This window comes from Sediminicola luteus, assembly GCF_002514735.1.
Lineage (GTDB): Bacteria > Bacteroidota > Bacteroidia > Flavobacteriales > Flavobacteriaceae > HQA918.
Genome location: NZ_NBWU01000001.1, coordinates 1,245,103 through 1,263,576, shown reverse-complemented (window position 1 = coordinate 1,263,576; position 18,474 = coordinate 1,245,103). Strand labels below are relative to the sequence as shown.

Genomic DNA, 18,474 nt, shown 5'->3' with positions numbered 1-18,474 from the left:
GAATGAAAAAACTAAGATATATCCCTTTATTGATTGCTACCGTTTTATGTATTTCTTGTGAAGATTACCTAGAGCGGCTACCCGAACAAGAATATTCCGAAGGTAGTGTATGGAAAGTTGAGGCCGATTTCGATTTTGCCTTAAACGGCCTATATCGACAGCTTCCCGGTTTTCCCTCGAACAACTTTGGTTTTGCCAATAACTCAGAGTTTATATATACCATTTTTACCGACGATGCTTGGGATCGTGGGGGTAAGGGTGCCGTCAGGAATGCCGATATCAATTTTACCTCATCATCCGGGGTTATAGGTAACGAATGGTCTAGGTACAATGTAATTCGCGATTGCAACGAATTGATCAGTAGGGCCCCTAACGCCGAGTTTTCAGAAGAAATCAAGGAACAATACGTGGCCCAAGCCCGTTTTATCCGCGCCATTAATTACGCCCGGTTAAACTTTCTATTTGGGGCGGTTCCGCTGGTAACAGAGCCTACCGGGCCCACCGATTTCCCCAAACGAGCCACTCGGGAAGCCGTATTCGATTTCGTACGTTCCGAACTCGATGCCATTGCCCAAATACTACCCGAATCGTACTCAGGTAACGAAATAGGCAAAATAACCAAAGGCGCGGCCTTAGCCTTTAAGGCAAGACATTTAATGAACGCCATTGATTGGCATTCCGATACCAACGCCCTATACCAAGAAGCAAAAAACGCCACGGAGACCATTATAAATAGTGGGGTCTACAGCCTAGATCCCGGGGCAGATGGGTACGCCCGACTTTTTACCACGGCTTCGGAACATGGAAACTCAAAGGAGTCGGTCTTAACCTCTAACTACGCCACGGGCACCCGGGTTCATACCTATAATCGGGGCATGGCGGCAAAAGGAGCCTATTCGGGCAGTAACAAACATGGCTGTTACATGGGTATCAGTAACGGATTGGTAGAGGCTTTTCAAATGAACAATGGTAAAGATGTACATGATAAGAGTTCGGGTTACGACGATAAAAACCCATGGCTAGACCGTGATCCTCGATTAGACGTTACCGTACTACGTGCCGGTGAGTCTATTCCAAAAAAAGGAGGTAATGGGGTAGATCCCACCTATATATTCGATGCCCACCCAAAAATTACGCCTCCAGGAGGGGTAAAGACAGACGATGTAAACAAGGCTACCAACCCAACAGGATACAATATTTCAAAATACATCGCCTACGATGTGGTTTCTTCAACCGAGTGCCATATCGATTATAAAATAATGCGATATGCCGAAGTACTACTACTCAGGGCCGAAGCGCTATTGGGAGGCGATTCCGATATTTCTGGTGCCATACAACTGGTAGACCAAGTTCGCAATCGGGTGGGCATGCCATCTGTTAACGACAGTTATGGCGCCATTGCCGATGTAAGCGAAGCTTTAGAGGTGATCTTAAACGAAAGAAGATTCGAGTTCGCTTCAGAGGGGCCCCAACGTTATTTTGACATTAGAAGACACCGTTTGGGAGAAACCGTCTTTGCCGATCCTAATGTATATGGTATTCCATTGGGTAAAAACAGAAAACCGAACAAAAAAGTAAAAGAAGGTGACTTGAACGATGCGGTGAAGAATATATGTGGCCAAAAACTGTTCAATGCAGCTACCTATTATGTTTGGCCCATTCCGCAATCGGCCATAGACCTGAATCCGAGTCTATTGGAAAACCCTGAATAAACCGGTTTTAATCAATCCATTCTTATGATACGTTCCATAAAACTATCCCTGCCGTTTCTGGTTTTGGCACTTTTGGCCTGTTCCAGTGCCGATAGTACCGACGATACAACAACACCTAAGGACCCCATAATAAACCCGAATGCCGGGCTTCAGATCGTATTCTTTACACCTGTCGATGTTGAGGTACCTGACGATGCCAAGGCCCGCATGCGCGAAGTAGTCGATTACAGCCAGTACTTTTTTAAAAAATGGATGGCCCATTGGGGATACCCCGTTGAAAACCCCTTAAAAATATCGAGGAATGAGAATGGAGATCCGAAAATATTATTCGTAAAAGGAAAAAATACGTTAGCCAGTGGGGCATACGATAAGTTAGGTTATGCCAAAACAGAGGTAATACCAGCCGCCTTGGAAAAGTACGGTCTATTACCTGAGAACCAAACCTGGTGGATCTTTAGCTACCCGGGGCCCGAGAAAAGAGCCTTTCGAGGAGGGGGTACTTTTAAAGGAGGTACCTCATCTGCGAATTTCACTAGTGGCTTAGGCACTTTGATTGAAATCGGCGATGATGAACTGGCCAAAGGAAAGGCTGCCGAATTTAAACTAAAAGCGGTTATCCACGAATTGGGCCATGCTTTGGGAATGGGACATATGGGGCCCCATGAAGACGATGGGTTGGGCAATTCGTTAATGGGTCCCGTTAATAATGCCTACCACAAAAAATTCCCAGAAGATGACCGGGTGTATATGCCCAAGGCCGAGGCGGCCCTATTGTGGAAACATCCTTTATTTGCCGGTAGTTTTGACAAGGTCCATCAATCTCCAACAGTAGCGTTAGAAGGATTTAAGGCCGAGTATGAAGCAACCCTTGACGAAATAACCATTACAGGCACCCTAAAATCCGATTCCAAAGCCCATAGTGTGGTCATTCAAAACAAGGATAGCCAAACTAAGGAGTATTGGCGAAAAGCCTACTCGGCTCGCATCAAAAGCGATGGTAGTTTCGAAATTAAAATCAAAAACCCCAATAAAACCAATGGCCAAATTAAAATCGCTTTTTGTTTTAACAATGGGGCCATAAGTGGTACCACAGGGGAGTTCGGGTTAAACAAAGGGCTCACAAAAAGCTATACCTACAGCAACAACGATTTTCAATTTTAGATTAAGAAGCCCCAAAACGGTAGAATGAAGTTCAGAAACAAACAAAAAATGGTGAGGCAATACCTGACAGGGGCCCTTGGTCTAATTCTTTTTATAGGGTGTGCCCCTAAAAAAACGAGTAAAAAACCTAATATCGTTTACATTTTGGCAGACGATTTAGGCTATGGCGATATTGGGCCCTATGGGCAAAAGAACATCCATACACCAAATTTAGATCTGTTGGCCCAACAGGGCATGCTATTTACCCAACACTATTCGGGTTCCGCGGTTTGCGCCCCATCGCGTTGTGCCTTAATGACCGGTAAACATAGCGGCCGAGGCGATATTCGGGGCAATGCCAGATTTCCGGGCGCTTCCGAAGGACAGATTCCCCTCAAGGAAGAAACCGTTACCATTGCCCAAGTCTTGCAGAAACAAGGTTACAAAACCGGGATTATAGGTAAATGGGGTTTGGGATATCCTGGCTCTTCAGGCAGCCCCGAAAATAAAGGTTTCGATTTCTTTTACGGATTTAACTGTCAAACACACGCCCATGGATATTACCCGACCTATCTCTGGAAAAACCAAGATATGTGGCCCATTGAGAACCCTGACATCCCGCTTCGTGAAGCCATGGATACTACCGGCATTGAAACACTACATGCCGATCTTTTTAAAAAATACCAAGGTCAAAACCATGCCAACGATCTTATGTTGGCCGAAGGGGTAAAATTCATTAAAGACCAAGCCAAAAACCCTTTTTTCCTGTACTATGCATCCCCTTTACCACATGTAGCGCTTCAAGTACCCGAAAACGACCTGGAACTTTATTCAGGCACTTTCGAAGAAACCCCCTATTTAGGACAACGTGGTTATGTACCCAACTGGGAACCCAAAGCTACCTATGCCGCCATGATAAGTAAATTGGACAACGAGGTCGGCACCTTGATCCAAACCTTAAAAGACCAAGGTATTTACCAAAATACGCTGGTAATCTTTGCCAGTGACAACGGACCCTCGGTGGCCGGTGGGGCCAACCCACAACACTTTAACAGTTCTGGAGGCCTAAGAAACCACAAAGGCAGCGTTTACGAAGGGGGTATTCGGGTGCCCATGATAGCTAGTTGGCCCGGAAACATAAAAGCTGGCAGTATATCAGGGCATGTGAGTGCCTTTTGGGATATATTTCCCACGCTGGCCGAAGTTGCCGGGGCACCATCACAAAACGATATCGACGGCCTTAGTTTATTGCCCACACTCCTAGGAAAAAAACAGGCCCAACACGACCATTTGTATTGGGAATACAACAAATCGCAATCGGTAATACAAGGCGATTGGAAAGGGGTACGGCATTGGTCAAAAGGCCAAGTTGGTTCCATGGAGCTGTATCATCTTAAAAACGACCCCAAAGAGCAGCACGATTTGGCAAAAGAACAACCTGCAATAATTGCTAAAATGGAAAAAATCATGGAAAGCAGGGAACCTTCCCCCATATCGAAATGGAATTTTAAAAAGTAATTTACTTAAGCTATGCGTTTAAAAAAATCGCTGTTATTCTTCGGACTTGTCGTATGCTTCTTGGGTTGTAAAAACAAGCCTACCCCAAACACCGAAGCCACCAAAATGAACATCTTATGGATCGTTGCCGACGACCTGGGCACCGAATTGGGTTGTTATGGCAATACCGATGTACATACCCCCAATATCGATCAATTGGCCAATGAAGGTACCCTATACGAAAAGCACTATACCGTTACCGCGGTTTGCTCGCCCAGTAGATCGGCCTTAATGACGGGCTTGTATCCGGTAAGTTTTAATGCCCAACAACATCGTACACATTCCAGTGCTAAAAAAGTACTGCCCCAAGGGGTATACCCTATAACCCATTACTTTAGGCAAGCGGGTTATTTTACATCGAACGGTAAATACGGTCAGCCTGACAAACCGGGTAAACAAGACTACAATTTCAAGGCCGATAGTATTTTCGATGGTACCGATTGGGGGCAACGCAAGCCGGGTCAACCCTTTTTCGCCCAAATCCAAATTCCAAGTCCGCACAGACCTTTTGTACCCGATACCATAAGGCCCATTGACCCAGAAAAGGTAGCCCTGCCTGCTTTTTATCCAGATCACCCGGTATCACGCAAAGACTGGGCCTTATATTTAGAAAATGTTCAGGTAGTAGACCGTATGGTGGGCCATATTTTAGAGCGTTTGGAAAAAGAAGGCTTGGCCGAGAACACCCTCGTTTTCTTCTTTGGCGATCAAGGCCACCCGCACGTAAGGGCCAAACAATTTTTATATGACGGCGGCGTACATACGCCCTTGATCGTAAGAGCCCCAAAAGCTACAGATAAAGGGAGCAGACATAAACATATACTAAGTAATATCGATATTCCGGCTACCACCCTGGCCGCTGCCGGAATAAAAATCCCCGAATACTTCGATGGTCTCGATTTCTTTAACCCGGAACAAAAAAGAGCTTATGTGTACAGTATGCGGGACCGACGGGACGAAACCGTAGACCGTATTCGTAGTGTACGAAACCAGCGGTATAAGTACATACGTAACTTTTATCCGAACAGGCCATATACCCAATATAACACCTACAAAAAAACATCGTACCCCACATTGACCCTAATGCAAGTGTTGCATAAAAAAGGGCAACTAAGTGGTGCCCAGGCCCAATTTATGGATACCATAAGGCCGAACGAAGAGCTCTATGATTTGGATACAGATCCCAATGAACTGACCAATTTGGCAGAATCAGCCGCGTATAAAACCATTAAAAATACCTTATCGAATCAATTAGATCTTTGGTTAGATGACAATGATACCGGAACCTATCCGGAAGCGGCACAACAAATCGAATTCTGGAAAACGAATGCGAAAAAAGCCTATACCCGAAAAATGAAACGATTTGGTTTGCCAGAAGATATTTCCGATGAAGATTTCCTTCTATGGTGGGAAACCTATTTAGATGAACGCTTACAGTAATTCCATAAGGAGTTTTTGTATTTATTTGAGTTACGCCCAAAGGTACTTCACCATGAGTCGTTTATAGCAAATACCTTTGGGCATTTAACTTCCCAGGTCCACTTTCAACACTAATAAAAAACACAACCCATGAATAAGTTAATCGGCATTCTTTTGCTAATGATTTGTACAGGTATTGGTTTCAGCCATGCACAAGAGGCCCAATATCCGAACATCATCCATATATTGGCCGACGATGTCGGCTACGACGATCTTTCTTGCTATGGTTCCAACGACATGCAAACGCCAAATATTGATGCCTTGGCCGCTGCCGGAATGCGTTTTACGAACTTTATGGCACCCCATGCCACCTGTACCCCAACCCGGGCCTCTTTGCTAACGGGCCGTTATGCCCCGAGAATGAACAACGGCACCGGGCTCGATGTACTTTGGCCCACGGCCACTACCGGAATGGACCCCGAAAAAGAAATCTCAATCGCCCGATTACTGAAACAAAAAGGGTATAATTCGGCCATTATCGGTAAATGGCATTTGGGACACTTACCCAAATTCTTACCCTTGGCCCACGGTTTTGACAAGTTCGTAGGCATACCCTATCCCAATGATCACGGCCCAGAGCGCTTTGGAAATACCGGTTCGCGCAATTTGCCTAAAATACCTTTGATTCGTGGTAATGAGGTAGACCATAGGGTAGATAACAACCAATTGGCCGAACTACCGGCCCTTTTTATTCGCGAGGCTTGTTCTTATATAAAGGAACAACACGATACCAACACCCCATTTTATATGCAGTTTTCCAATATAGAGACCCATACGCCCTGGTTCGTGCCCAAAGGCTTCGAAGGCACCAGTACCCAAGGGGCCTATGGCGATGCGGTACATTATTTAGACTACACCGTTGGGGTTTTGATTGGCTATCTTAAAAAGTTGGGGATCTACGAAAACACTATCATCGTTTTCTCCTCCGACAATGGTCCTTTGGTTAAAAGATATCCCGAATTGGAGGCCTGTTACGGCAAATATGCCACCGTAGACGAAAATCGGCAGCATCTATTACGCGACGGAAAATACCAAGCCCGTTTCGAAGGGGGCCCCAGGGTGGCCTGTATCGTACGTTGGCCCGGACTCACCCAGGCCGGCACCGAAAGCGATCAGTTGGTTGGGGGCTTCGATTTCTTCACCAGCTTTCTCAATAGTCTAGACATTCCCCTGCCTTCAGATCGGGCCATTGATGGCAAAGATATTCGCCATATTCTAGGCGGGGATACCAAAGCCCCATCGCCCCACACCGTTTTTTATGGTTACAATGGCCAGGGTATGTTACAAAGCATACGTAAAGGAAACTGGAAACTGGCCGTACCCAGCAAGGGCCACTGGGCCGCTAAAGCATTAGAGACCCCCATGCTTTTCGACCTTTCTAAAGATCTTGGGGAAACCACCGACTTGGCCGCACAACATCCAAAAATGGTTACGCGACTTATGCAATTGGCCGAAAAGGCCAATACCGCCATTAAAAACGAAAAACCAATGCCCCAATAAAGCATGAAAGATTACTTTATTAAAAAGGCCTGGCTCCTTTTAATCGTAAGCGCGTTGGTGTCTTGCACCACCCTAGGTCAAAAAAGTACACCACCCAACATAGTGGTCATTTTGGCCGATGATCTGGGTTGGAAAGATGTCGGATACAATGGGGCCGAATTTTACGAAACCCCCAATATAGATGCCTTGGCCAATTCTGGTATGGTCTTTACCAATGCCTACGCCGCCGGTCCTAATTGCGCTCCGGCCAGGGCCTCCCTATTATCAGGTCTGTATACGCCAAAACATAAATTGTATACCCCGGGCGGAAAATCGAAAGGTAAACTGCAATACATGAAATTAAAAGTGCCTACCAAAGGGGCACCTGAGACTTTTCAAACCTTTGTAAGTAATAATGATGCCATTAATCCGAATATCATCTGTATCCCCGAAGTTTTGAAAGAAGCCGGATATATCTCGGCCCGTTTTGGAAAATGGCACATTGGCCCAGATACCCAAGGTTTTGACATTAGTAGTAGCAACGGTACCGATCTAGGGCTTGAAAAAAAGCACTATGGCGACATTGATATAGCCGAACAATTGACCGATGCGGCCATTTCTTTTATAGAAACCACCAAAGACAAGCCCTTTTTCCTATACCTATCGCATTGGGATGTACATACCCCTTTACGGGCCAGACCAGAGGTCATAGCAAAATACGACCAAAAACAACAGACCACAGCTACGGTTTGGAACACCACCTATGCGGCCATGATCGAAGCTGTCGATACCTCGGTAGGTCGTGTCGTTAAAAAACTTGAAGAACTACAGCTGAGTGAAAACACCTTGGTCGTATTTCTTTCCGACAATGGTGGACACACCCATATTACCAAAAACCACCCCTTAAAAGCCGGAAAGGGTAGTTTGCATGAAGGAGGTATACGGGTACCAACAGTATTCAGTTGGCCGGGTACCATACCCCAAAAAAGTGTAAACCATAGCCCCATAAGTAGTGTCGATTTTTTACCCACATTTTCTGACTTGGCCCAATTGAAACTACCCAAAACACAAGATTTCGATGGAGCTTCGTTAGCACCCATGCTCTTGGGTAAAGAAAAGACAAGAAACCAAGATATTTTTTGGCATTACCCCTTGTATTTAAAAGGTTTTAAAGGTAACCGAACACTAGCTGTTTCCGGAACGGAAACCCCCTATTGGCGGGCCACCCCAGCCAGTGCCATACGTTCGGGCCCATGGAAATTGATCCAATACTTTGAAGACGGATCTGTACAACTTTTCAATCTAGATACCGATATAAGTGAGCAGCACGATGTATCCAGAACCGAAAAAGAGGTGGTTGCCAATCTTTTACGGAAATTAAAAGCCTGGCAAAATAAGACCGGCGCCCCAATTCCAAAGAGCCTAAACCCGCAGTTTGCCCCCAACTGATTTTATCCCATATTCCCAACATCCTAATTTTTCGTAATTTGAAAGGGTAACCAATCCTTAACAATTATGGAAAATTCGAATACCGTGCCCAAATGGTTTACCGTGGTGGCCGTTTTGGCCCTTTTATGGAACCTCATGGGCCTAGGCAGTTTTTTTATGCATGTCTTTATTTCGGAGGAAGCTTTGGCCGTACTTCCTGAGGCAGAGCGTAATCTTTATGGTCAATTTCCGCTTTGGACCGAAGTCGTATTTGCCATTGCTGTACTCGGGGGTACCCTGGGTAGCCTTGGGCTACTGATGCGAAAAGCATGGGCAAAGCCCCTGTTTTGGATTTCTTTAGTCGCCATAATCATTCAAATGTCGCATAACCTATTTATGACCGATGCCATGGAAGTTTATGGTAACATGGCGGCCCTGATGCCAACCCTTGTTGTGGCCATAGGCATTTTTATGGTATGGCTCTCGAACAAGGGCGTAAATTTAGGCTGGTTAAAATAATCTGGGATATTTTTGAAAATTAGTGTCCCAATAAGATTTCTTAATCCGTCATAGGGGCATAGAAACCCTCCCGAAAGGGAAACAAAAGACACATCATGAAAGAATTTATGTTTATTATCAGGGGCGGAGAGGATATGAATTCCTATTCTCCGGAAGAAATGCAGCAGCATATGAACGACTGGGAAAATTGGATGGGAGGCTTGGCCCAAAAAGAACAATTGGTAGGAGGCCAACCCTTATTTGATCAAGCCATTTCAATCACCCAAAAAGGTAGCAAGGTAACCGATCGCCCTCTGGCCGAGGGAAAGGAATTGGTAGGCGGCTACATTATCGTAAAAGCCAATGACCTGAAACAGGCTGCCGATTTGGCCCAAGGCTGCCCAGGATTCGATCACGATTGTACCATAGAAGTACGTGAGATCAACCCTATGTAAACTTTGGGTAACCCAGAAAAAATAAGTTTTGAAGTAGACCATCTTTTTAGGCAAGAGTCCGGAAAGATGGTCGCTGTTTTGGTACAGATCTTTGGCAATGCCCATTTAAACTTGGCCGAAGATGTCGTGCAAGAAGCCTTGATATCGGCTTTGGAAACCTGGAAATACAAGGGCATGCCCGACAACCCCAAAGCCTGGTTGTACCGTGCCGCCAAAAATAAGGCCATCGATATTTTACGAAAGGAAAAACGGGTACACGCCTTCGATTTTTCAGATCCGGAACGCCAATTGCTCGACTCGGGTTATACCATGAAAAATACGGTGGAACGCTATTGGGAAACCGACAAGATCCAAGACGATTTCTTGGGTATGATGTACGCCTGTTGCCATCCGAAACTTTCGGAGGCCAACCAAATGACCTTTATCTTAAAAACCCTCTGCGGTTTCAGTACCAAAGAGATCGCCCGGGCATTTCTGACCACCGAGGAAACCATTTCGAAACGCCTGTTCCGTAGCAAAAGCTATTTTAGAAAAAGCGAAAAAGCCCCGAAGATACCTTCGGCCAAAAACCTGGGACAACGTACCCATACGGTGCTTCAAACCATCTATTTGATCTATAACGAAGGTTACCAGAGTACCCATCATAAAGTTGCGATCCGAAAAGATCTTATCGGTCAGGCCCTGTATTTATGCAAAACCCTTATAGACCACCCCAAAACCCAATTGCCCGAAGCCTATGCCCTAATGGCTTTAATGTGTTTCCATACGGCCCGGTTTCCGGCCCGTACCGATGCGCAGGGTCATCCAGTACTTTTACAAGACCAAGACCGTTCGTTATGGGATAGGGAAATGATCGAAATGGGTAGGCATTTTATACATCGTTCGGCACCGAAAGGGGAAGTAAGCCATTTTAATATCGAGGCCGCCATTGCCCACGAACATTGTATAGCTGCGACCTACGAAGCTACCAACTGGAAAAACATCCGTGTTCTTTATGATGCTCTTTTGCAAAATGGGTACGATCCCATTCTGTTTTTAAACCGCGCCGTGGTAATTATGGAAATCGAGGGCCCGGAAAAAGCGTTGGTAGAGCTGCAATCCAAGGATTTAGGGAAAGACCTGGGGAAATACCCACTATACCATATCATTTTAGGGGATTTGTATCAAAAGACCGGGCAGACCCAACAAGCTCGGGCAAGTTTCGAATTGGCCCTCAACCACAGTCAATCCGAATCCGAAAAACTGTTTATACAAAAGAAAAACGCCAACCTTTGATCAACACCAAATTCATACGGTGCTATAAAGAATAGGCGGTCCAAAATTTCGTAATATTGGGTTGTGGAACCTACTGCTAACCTTTTGTTTTTCTTCAGTGCCTTGGGCGCCTTTAACGGCTTGGTGCTCAGTCTGTATTTTATGGCCTTTGCCAGGCCTAAACACCATTCCAACTTGTTTTTGGGACTACTTCTATTGGCTTTGAGCACCCGTATCGGAAAATCGGTGTTCTACTACTTCAATTCAGAGCTTTCGTTGGTATTCTTGCAAATCGGGTTAACCGCTTGTGCCTTTATCGGTCCATTTTTGTTTTTATATGCCTATGCCAATAACAACGGTACCAAAAGTACCCAAAAAATGGCCTTGGTACATTTGGCCATTCCTTTGATATTTTTGTTGGCCGGTATACTCAAATACGATTATACCACCTATTTCGATTTCTGGCGCGGCCCCCTCTTTCGGGCCATCTATACTTTCTGGGCCTTATATGTTTTGGCCACAGGATGGTACCTGCGTAACACCTTAAAGAAAATGGTACTTCGACAATCGAATTGGGTGGCCAATGAAAAATGGTTAGTGGGTATTTATGCAGGAAACCTGATTATTTGCATAGTTTTTTGGAGTGTACGCTATACTTCCTATATCGCAGGGGCCTTATCTTTTAGTTTTATACTCTACCTTTTGGCCCTGGTGTTACTATTTAAATCGCGTTTTCCCTGGAGTCCGGTAGTACCTATTTCCTATGGAAACACCAAAATGGATGCCGATGCGGCCAAGCCCCTCATTTATGCCTTGAATACCCTGATGCAATCGGATAAACCCTATACCGACGCCAATCTGAAAATGGCCGATCTGGCCCAAAGCCTAGGGGTAAGCGCCCACAAGCTTTCGCAATTGCTGAACGATAATATGGGGAAGTCGTTTTCAGATTATATAAACCATTACCGCATAGAGGAAGCCAAAACTTTGATCCAAAACCAATCGGCCCTAACCCTCGAAGCCATTGGGTATGAGTGTGGTTTCAATTCAAAATCTACCTTTTACTCCGCCTTTAAAAAACAGAGCGGACAAACCCCCGCCCAATTCCGAAAATCGTTGCCCTAGGGTAGTAATTTATAATTCCGTACCCCGAATCTATAATATGGCATCTTTACCTATGCCATGATCATGAAATTGCCGGAAAAATAACATCATGATCAAAAACATCTTTTTTGGGGTAACGGTCTTTCTTAGTTTTTTGGCAACCGCCCAAACCGATTTCGAACAGGTAAAACAAACGGTAGACGATTATATACAGGGTACCTCCTACACCTATCCCGATCGATTGAAAAAGGCCTTTCATCCCGAAAGTAATCTCTATCTCAGTCAAAAGGACAACGATTTTTGGGTAGTCCCTTCTAAAGAATACATTGCTTGGTTTGCCAAAAAAGAACCGGGCACCTTTACCAAGCGTTTGGGTAAGATCCTTCAAATCGAGGTTTTGGGAGATATTGCCACGGCTAAGGCCGAAATCTTGATTACCCCACGAAAACTACGATTCGTAGACGCCTTTTTATTAAAAAAGGTTGGAGGCAAATGGCAAATCATCGCCAAAACGGCCAGTAATGGTCCGACTGAAAAAAACGGAACTGCGGTACTATTCTTTGTATCGAATGCCCATACCTATGGCGATACCGAACTGGGCACCGGCAATAGTTTTGCCGAAATCGCTTATGCCTATGAAGAATTCGAAAAAGCGGGTATCAATGTCAGTTTTGTAAGTCCGGATGGCGGGGCCGTATCCCTGGTCTATATCAATACCTCGGACCCCCTACAGAAAAAATATGTGTACGACCCCGATCTAATGTGGGCCCTGCAACACACCCAAAAACCAGAAGAAGTAAATCCAAAGGACTATAGTGCCGTGTATTATGTAGGAGGAGGTTCGGCCATGTTCCAAGTACCCGAGAGCAAGGCGATACAGCAATTGGCACTTCGGATCTACGAAGAAAATGAAGGTATAGTAGCGGCGGTTTGCCATGGTACCGCAGGTATCGTTAACCTTAAGACCAAAAATGGCGACTATCTTTTTGCCGGAAAAAACGTGAGCGGCTATCCAGAAGCATACGAAAACCAATCGCGACCCCATTTTAAAACCTTTCCGTTCTTAATTCAAAAAACCATTGAAGAAAGAGGAGGCCACTTTAAGGTGTCACCCAAAGGAAAGGCGCATGTAGAAGTAGATGGCCGTTTGGTAACCGGACAAAACTACCAATCGTCGGCCGGAGTGGCCCAGGCTATAATAGCCCAGCTTAAACCATTGACTCAACAATAGGCCATTTTTTAACCATCGCATCATGAAGTATTTCCTAGTCACAACCGTATGGGTCTTGTTCGGTTCGGTAATGGTGGCACAATCGACCGAAAAGGACAGTTACACCATACAGCGCCTATTGCTTTTTAATGATAAAGATGAAATCCTCTTGGAAAAACATCCGAACGGTTGGATGACCCCAGCGCTACGCCATCAAGAAAAGCAATCGACCAATCAAGGCCTGTACACCTTGGCTACGGATTTTGGATATGAAATAAGCCGGCCTAAATTGGCCGGAATCTTCACCTTTATCCCAGAGTACAAAAACCAAGCTTCCTTTAGGCAATACTATCGGGCACAAGTGATCCAAGGTCGACTTCAAATACCGGATGGTAAAATAGACGCCCAATGGTTTTCAAAGGAAAAAGCCTTGGAAATGATGGCCTTGCCCGATGCTAAAATCATTTTGGCGGTACGTGATATGACCCGGCAGGTTTTAAACCGACCCGAACACATTTGGGGCGGTTCCTATAGACTCTGGAAAGAAGCGGGAAAAACCAAATACCGACTTAGCGAAGCTTTTTATACCATGGAATAACGAGAAACTAACCCGCTAGTTTTCTATAAGTTAGGCATCTTTTTATACATTTGAAAAACAACCGACCTAGTTCCGTTCCCCCTAGGTACTATAAAACAACAAGATGCGATACCTATTGATTTTGTTATGGGGAATATCGATTTGGAGCTGTAAAGAGGTTTCTAAACGCGATATCAGTACCCGTGAACCCATTGGTTGCGCGACTCCGGTAAACGACATTGCTTGGTACGATACCGATAACAAGCCCCCATTGTTACAGGGATTAGATGTACTAGACCTACCGATTAGCACCGACAATGCCGAAGCCAAAAAATATGTAGAACAAGGATTGGTACTCGCCTATGGATTCAACCATGCCGAAGCTGCCCGCTCTTTTTATTATGCCAGTAAATTAGACCCCGATTGTGCCATGGCCTATTGGGGTTTTGCCTTGGTGCTCGGCCCCAATATTAATGCGGTCATGGAAGAGGCCAATTATAATCGCGCCTATACGGCCATACAAAAAGCCCGGGCATTGAAACATAAAACGCAGGCATGGGAACAAGGCCTTATCGAGGCACTATTGCAACGCTATACACCTGAACCAGTTATCGATAGAGCCCAATTAGATCAAAACTATGCCCATGCCATGAAGGCCTTGTTCAACCAATTTCCAGGCAATCCGCATATAGGAACCATGTATGCCGAGGCATTAATGGATCTACATCCCTGGGATCTTTGGTTAAAAGATGGCCAACCTCAAGCCTGGACACCAAAAATCTTAAACGTTTTGGAGCAGGTATTGGCATGGGATCCCCGCTACCCCGGTGCCCATCATTTGTACATCCATGCCGTAGAAGCTTCTAAACAACCCGAAAAAGGCTGGAATAGTGCCCAAATGTTCGACAAGGATCTCGTACCCGGGGCAGGGCATTTGGTACATATGCCCTCACATATTTATATACGTACCGGCGATTACCATTTAGGTACCTTGGCCAATGAAAGGGCCATAGCTACGGACAACGAATACTTTACGGCCTGCCATGCCCAAGGCATCTATCCCTTGGCCTATTTTCCGCATAAACATCATTTTTTGGCAGCAACGGCCGCCCTTGAAGGTGCCGGGGAAAAAGCTTTGATTGCCGCACAAAATGTAGCTCGGTATAGCAACAAACAACTAATGAAACAAGCAGGTTGGGGTACTTTACAACACTATTACACCATACCCTATAACATTATGGTCAAGTTCGGAAAATGGGACGATATTCTAGCACTCGAAAACCCCTATCCGAACCTACCGTACATTCAAGCCATTCGTCATTATGCCCGTGGAATGGCCTTTTGGGGAAAAGGGAATCTAAATCTGGCCCATAAAGAACTTGCCATGTTAAAAAGCATATCTGAGGATAGCCGCCTTGCGGAAATAACCATTTGGGATATCAATACCGTACAACAACTAACCCAAATTGCCAGCTTAATTTTAGAAGCCGAGCTTATGGCCAGCAACGGAAATTGGGAGAAGGCCATTAGGCTTTTAACCCAAGCGATTGCCCTCGAAGATGCCTTGAATTATAACGAACCACCAGATTGGTTCTTTTCGGTCCGCCACCATTTAGGAGCCATACAATTAGATGCGGGATGGTTTGAAAATGCTGTTGAAACCTATACCGAAGATCTTAAACGCTTACCCAAAAACGGTTGGGCACTTCATGGATTGAAAGCGGCATATCGAGGTCTAAAAGATACTGAGAAGGAGAGACTAATAGAAGAAGAACTTGCCCAAGTATGGGCCCATGCCGATATCAGTCTAAACAGCTCTCGTATAAAATAGAAAAATCATATTTTGGGTTGCATCGGGTTTTGTAACTTGGGCGCATCAATTGTGCTGCATGTCCAATAACACCATTACCTATGCCGGATTTTGGCCCCGGGCCTTGGCCTTGGTCATAGATTCGATTTTAATCGGAATCGTTAGTGGGGGAATCTCCTACCTCAACATTACCCAATACAAAGATTTTGGCCTGTACCTAAGCCTAACCTTGATTACCGGCCTATACAAACCCCTATTGGAGAAATGGTTCGGTGCTACATTGGGCAAAATGATCATAGGCCTAAAAGTGGTCGATTATGAGCATAAACCCATCAGTTTCGATGCTACTTTTATGCGCTCGGTATTCCATTTGGCGCCTATGCTCTTTTCCATACCCTACTATTACCGGGCCTTTCAAGATCAGAAATTAGTAGCCATAAACGATTTCTTTGAGTTTTCCATCGCCTTTTCACAAGCCTTTCCGGTTCTGGGCATAGTGGCCAACTTAAGCTTGGTCATTACCGTGGTGGAGGTCATTGTGTTAATGACAGACCCCGACGGTCGTTTTAGATCACTACACGATCGCCTGGCCAAAACCTATGTGATCAAAACCAGCTAAATTGAATCCGGTAAAAATCAATATCCATGCCGCTGACGGCACGGCTTTGGCCCTCTGGCATCTTCAACCAAAGGGTACTTCACTGGGCAAACACCTTTTTATCAGTCACGGTACATTTTCCAATAAAGATATTTGTCTGCCTTTGGCCCAATCTTTCGCAGACCGGGGATATGACTGCTATATTTTGGAGTGGCGTGGTCATGGCGATAGTGAAACCCCAAAAACGAAATTCGACCTAGAAACCGTAGCCTTGCAAGATTATCCGGCGGCTTTTGCCTATTTGTTTGACAATCGCGGGATAGACAAAATAAGCACCCTTACCCATAGTGGGGGCGGACTCTGTCTGGCCATGTGTTTGATCAAACACCCCGAATACTTATGTAGAATTCGCACTAGCCTGCTCTTCGCCTGTCAAGGTTTTGGGGCCGCCACCTCTACGCGGGCCTATCTTAAGATCCTAATGGGTAAATGGGCCGCGAAAATCATGGGATTTATCCCAGGGCCATTGAACGGACTGGGGCCCCATAACGAAACCTACCATTTTATGCGCCCTTGGTTTCAATGGAATTTAAAACGGAAATTCTACGGGGCCCAAAATTTCGATTATGGAAAAAGACTCCCCAAAATAAACTATCCCATACTCTCCTTGGCCGGTACCGGAGACCATTTTATAGCCCCGGAACAAGGCTGTCGCGAATTTTTGGAAGCTTTTGAAAACCCCAATAACCAACTACAGCTTTGTGGTATAGCAGAAGGGTTTTCTGAAGATTACGACCATGCACGGGTTTTCCTCTCATCTACCGCGGCCCAAGAAATATGGCCATTGGCCCAAGACTGGATTGCCCAAAACCACTAGGTATACCTATATTTGAAGGTTCACTAAAAGGAGTATCTATGTCCATTAGACTACAAGGCATCTGTTTCGATCAAAAATCGTCTTACCAACAAGGGCCGGCAAAAGCCCCTGCCCTGATTCGGGAAGCCCTACACTGTGGTTCGGCCAATAGTTTTTCGGAAACCGGTGTTGATTTGGACAAGCACTTGACCGATCTTGGCGATTTTACCATTACCGAGTATTTCGACATTGAAAAGATCAGCTTGGAAAATGCAGATGAAAAAAAACGTATCCTAACTTTAGGAGGTGATCATTCCATTAGTTTTCCAGTAGTAAAAGCTGCCCAAGCCACTCATGGTGACTTTGATATTTTGCATATCGATGCACATGCCGATCTTTATCACGAATTTGAGGGTGACCCTTATTCCCATGCCTGCCCGTTTGCCCGTATCATGGAAAACGGTTTGGCCAAACGTTTGGTTCAAGTAGGCATTCGTACCTTAAACGACCACCAGCGCGAACAGGCCCAAAAATATGGGGTAGAAGTGCATGAAATGAAGGACTGGGGCCACTTTAAAATGCCCCATTTTGAAAGACCGATTTACTTATCGGTAGATCTCGACGGATTGGATCCGGCCTTTGCGCCCGGGGTTTCGCATCACGAACCGGGTGGACTCACTACCCGAGAGGTAATTTCTATTATCCATAGACTAAAAATGCCGATTATCGGGGCCGATATCGTAGAATACAACCCCGACCGGGACAATAAAGGCCAAACCGCCCATGTTGCCGCAAAACTCTTGAAGGAAATCGTTGGGAAAATGGTACTGAACGGTTAAGAGCCTTGTTTTTTGTATCTTTTGTGAAAAGCAAGGCATGCAAGACATTTACGATACCTACCATCCCCCGGGCTTTAGCAGCATGAATACCTATTTGTTCGTTTCCAGGGCCCCCGCCTATATCACCTTTTTAAGAAATGCCTTTTATGCCGAGGAAATCACCAGAACCCTCCGGCCCGATGGTACCACCATTGCCAATGCCATTTTAAAAATAGGCGACACCCATTTTATGATCGCAGAGGCCAGCGCAGGTTTTAGCGACATGCGTACCTGTTTTTATCTGTATACCCAAATGGTCGATTCTATGTACAAAAATGCCCTGCAACATGGGGCCGAAGCCGTTTTTCCACCAAGCGACCAAGATTATGGCGATCGTCAAGGTGGAATCAAAGACCCTTGGGGCAATTATTGGTGGATCTCAAAACGACTGTCTGAAACGGATTATGAATAATTAACCCATTTGTTATTAAGTATTCAG

The 18,474-nt window shown here is 45.3% G+C and carries 17 protein-coding genes; all 17 read left to right on the top strand.

Annotated elements, in window-relative coordinates; translation table 11 throughout:
• The first annotated feature begins 2 nt into the window (after positions 1–2).
• The gene (locus tag B7P33_RS12150; RefSeq protein ID WP_097442224.1) at positions 3–1,712 is read left to right on the top strand and encodes a RagB/SusD family nutrient uptake outer membrane protein; all 1,710 of its coding nucleotides are present in this window, start codon (positions 3–5) and stop codon (positions 1,710–1,712) included.
• Between the two features lie 24 nt (positions 1,713–1,736).
• Positions 1,737–2,873 (top strand): zinc metalloprotease, encoded by a 1,137-nt coding sequence (locus tag B7P33_RS12145; RefSeq protein WP_097442223.1) that lies wholly within the window; start codon positions 1,737–1,739, stop codon positions 2,871–2,873.
• A 24-nt stretch (positions 2,874–2,897) separates the two neighbouring features.
• Positions 2,898–4,370, top strand: coding sequence for an arylsulfatase (locus tag B7P33_RS12140; protein ID WP_097442222.1), 1,473 nt, complete (start codon positions 2,898–2,900; stop codon positions 4,368–4,370).
• Positions 4,371–4,382: 12 nt separating this feature from the next.
• Positions 4,383–5,849, top strand: a complete 1,467-nt coding sequence (locus B7P33_RS12135) for a sulfatase family protein (RefSeq protein ID WP_097442221.1) — start codon at positions 4,383–4,385, stop codon at positions 5,847–5,849.
• Positions 5,850–5,978: 129 nt separating this feature from the next.
• The gene (locus B7P33_RS12130; protein ID WP_097442220.1) at positions 5,979–7,388 is read left to right on the top strand and encodes a sulfatase-like hydrolase/transferase; all 1,410 of its coding nucleotides are present in this window, start codon (positions 5,979–5,981) and stop codon (positions 7,386–7,388) included.
• A 3-nt stretch (positions 7,389–7,391) separates the two neighbouring features.
• The gene (locus tag B7P33_RS12125; protein WP_097442219.1) at positions 7,392–8,816 is read left to right on the top strand and encodes a sulfatase; all 1,425 of its coding nucleotides are present in this window, start codon (positions 7,392–7,394) and stop codon (positions 8,814–8,816) included.
• A gap of 66 nt (positions 8,817–8,882) precedes the next feature.
• A complete protein-coding gene (locus B7P33_RS12120; protein ID WP_097442218.1) occupies positions 8,883–9,314 on the top strand; it encodes a hypothetical protein in 432 nt (143 codons plus the stop codon).
• A gap of 95 nt (positions 9,315–9,409) precedes the next feature.
• A complete protein-coding gene (locus tag B7P33_RS12115; protein WP_097442217.1) occupies positions 9,410–9,748 on the top strand; it encodes a YciI family protein in 339 nt (112 codons plus the stop codon).
• Between the two features lie 3 nt (positions 9,749–9,751).
• Positions 9,752–11,023 carry an RNA polymerase sigma factor gene (locus tag B7P33_RS12110; protein WP_141402468.1) on the top strand — a complete coding sequence of 424 codons (1,272 nt, stop codon included), beginning with the start codon at positions 9,752–9,754 and terminating at the stop codon, positions 11,021–11,023.
• 63 nt (positions 11,024–11,086) lie between these two features.
• On the top strand, positions 11,087–12,127 hold the full coding sequence (locus B7P33_RS12105; protein WP_097442215.1) for a helix-turn-helix domain-containing protein: 1,041 nt from the start codon (positions 11,087–11,089) through the stop codon (positions 12,125–12,127).
• A gap of 88 nt (positions 12,128–12,215) precedes the next feature.
• The gene (locus tag B7P33_RS12100) at positions 12,216–13,337 is read left to right on the top strand and encodes a nuclear transport factor 2 family protein (RefSeq protein WP_097442214.1); all 1,122 of its coding nucleotides are present in this window, start codon (positions 12,216–12,218) and stop codon (positions 13,335–13,337) included.
• A gap of 22 nt (positions 13,338–13,359) precedes the next feature.
• The gene (locus tag B7P33_RS12095; RefSeq protein WP_097442213.1) at positions 13,360–13,914 is read left to right on the top strand and encodes an NUDIX hydrolase; all 555 of its coding nucleotides are present in this window, start codon (positions 13,360–13,362) and stop codon (positions 13,912–13,914) included.
• Between the two features lie 103 nt (positions 13,915–14,017).
• Positions 14,018–15,724 carry a tetratricopeptide repeat protein gene (locus B7P33_RS12090; RefSeq protein ID WP_097442212.1) on the top strand — a complete coding sequence of 569 codons (1,707 nt, stop codon included), beginning with the start codon at positions 14,018–14,020 and terminating at the stop codon, positions 15,722–15,724.
• Positions 15,725–15,782: 58 nt separating this feature from the next.
• Positions 15,783–16,322, top strand: coding sequence for an RDD family protein (locus B7P33_RS12085; RefSeq protein ID WP_097442211.1), 540 nt, complete (start codon positions 15,783–15,785; stop codon positions 16,320–16,322).
• A 1-nt stretch (position 16,323) separates the two neighbouring features.
• Positions 16,324–17,178, top strand: coding sequence for an alpha/beta fold hydrolase (locus tag B7P33_RS12080; protein WP_097442210.1), 855 nt, complete (start codon positions 16,324–16,326; stop codon positions 17,176–17,178).
• A gap of 38 nt (positions 17,179–17,216) precedes the next feature.
• Positions 17,217–17,996, top strand: coding sequence for an agmatinase (gene speB / locus B7P33_RS12075; RefSeq protein WP_097442209.1), 780 nt, complete (start codon positions 17,217–17,219; stop codon positions 17,994–17,996).
• A 37-nt stretch (positions 17,997–18,033) separates the two neighbouring features.
• On the top strand, positions 18,034–18,447 hold the full coding sequence (locus B7P33_RS12070) for a VOC family protein (protein WP_097442208.1): 414 nt from the start codon (positions 18,034–18,036) through the stop codon (positions 18,445–18,447).
• Positions 18,448–18,474 lie beyond the last annotated feature (27 nt).

Coding starts and splice junctions, on each gene's coding strand:
- B7P33_RS12150 (WP_097442224.1), top strand. CDS start 3: ATGAAAAAACTAAGATATATCCCTTTATTGATTGCTACCGTTTTATGT.
- B7P33_RS12145 (WP_097442223.1), top strand. CDS start 1,737: ATGATACGTTCCATAAAACTATCCCTGCCGTTTCTGGTTTTGGCACTT.
- B7P33_RS12140 (WP_097442222.1), top strand. CDS start 2,898: ATGAAGTTCAGAAACAAACAAAAAATGGTGAGGCAATACCTGACAGGG.
- B7P33_RS12135 (WP_097442221.1), top strand. CDS start 4,383: ATGCGTTTAAAAAAATCGCTGTTATTCTTCGGACTTGTCGTATGCTTC.
- B7P33_RS12130 (WP_097442220.1), top strand. CDS start 5,979: ATGAATAAGTTAATCGGCATTCTTTTGCTAATGATTTGTACAGGTATT.
- B7P33_RS12125 (WP_097442219.1), top strand. CDS start 7,392: ATGAAAGATTACTTTATTAAAAAGGCCTGGCTCCTTTTAATCGTAAGC.
- B7P33_RS12120 (WP_097442218.1), top strand. CDS start 8,883: ATGGAAAATTCGAATACCGTGCCCAAATGGTTTACCGTGGTGGCCGTT.
- B7P33_RS12115 (WP_097442217.1), top strand. CDS start 9,410: ATGAAAGAATTTATGTTTATTATCAGGGGCGGAGAGGATATGAATTCC.
- B7P33_RS12100 (WP_097442214.1), top strand. CDS start 12,216: ATGATCAAAAACATCTTTTTTGGGGTAACGGTCTTTCTTAGTTTTTTG.
- B7P33_RS12095 (WP_097442213.1), top strand. CDS start 13,360: ATGAAGTATTTCCTAGTCACAACCGTATGGGTCTTGTTCGGTTCGGTA.
- B7P33_RS12090 (WP_097442212.1), top strand. CDS start 14,018: ATGCGATACCTATTGATTTTGTTATGGGGAATATCGATTTGGAGCTGT.
- B7P33_RS12085 (WP_097442211.1), top strand. CDS start 15,783: ATGTCCAATAACACCATTACCTATGCCGGATTTTGGCCCCGGGCCTTG.
- speB (WP_097442209.1), top strand. CDS start 17,217: ATGTCCATTAGACTACAAGGCATCTGTTTCGATCAAAAATCGTCTTAC.
- B7P33_RS12070 (WP_097442208.1), top strand. CDS start 18,034: ATGCAAGACATTTACGATACCTACCATCCCCCGGGCTTTAGCAGCATG.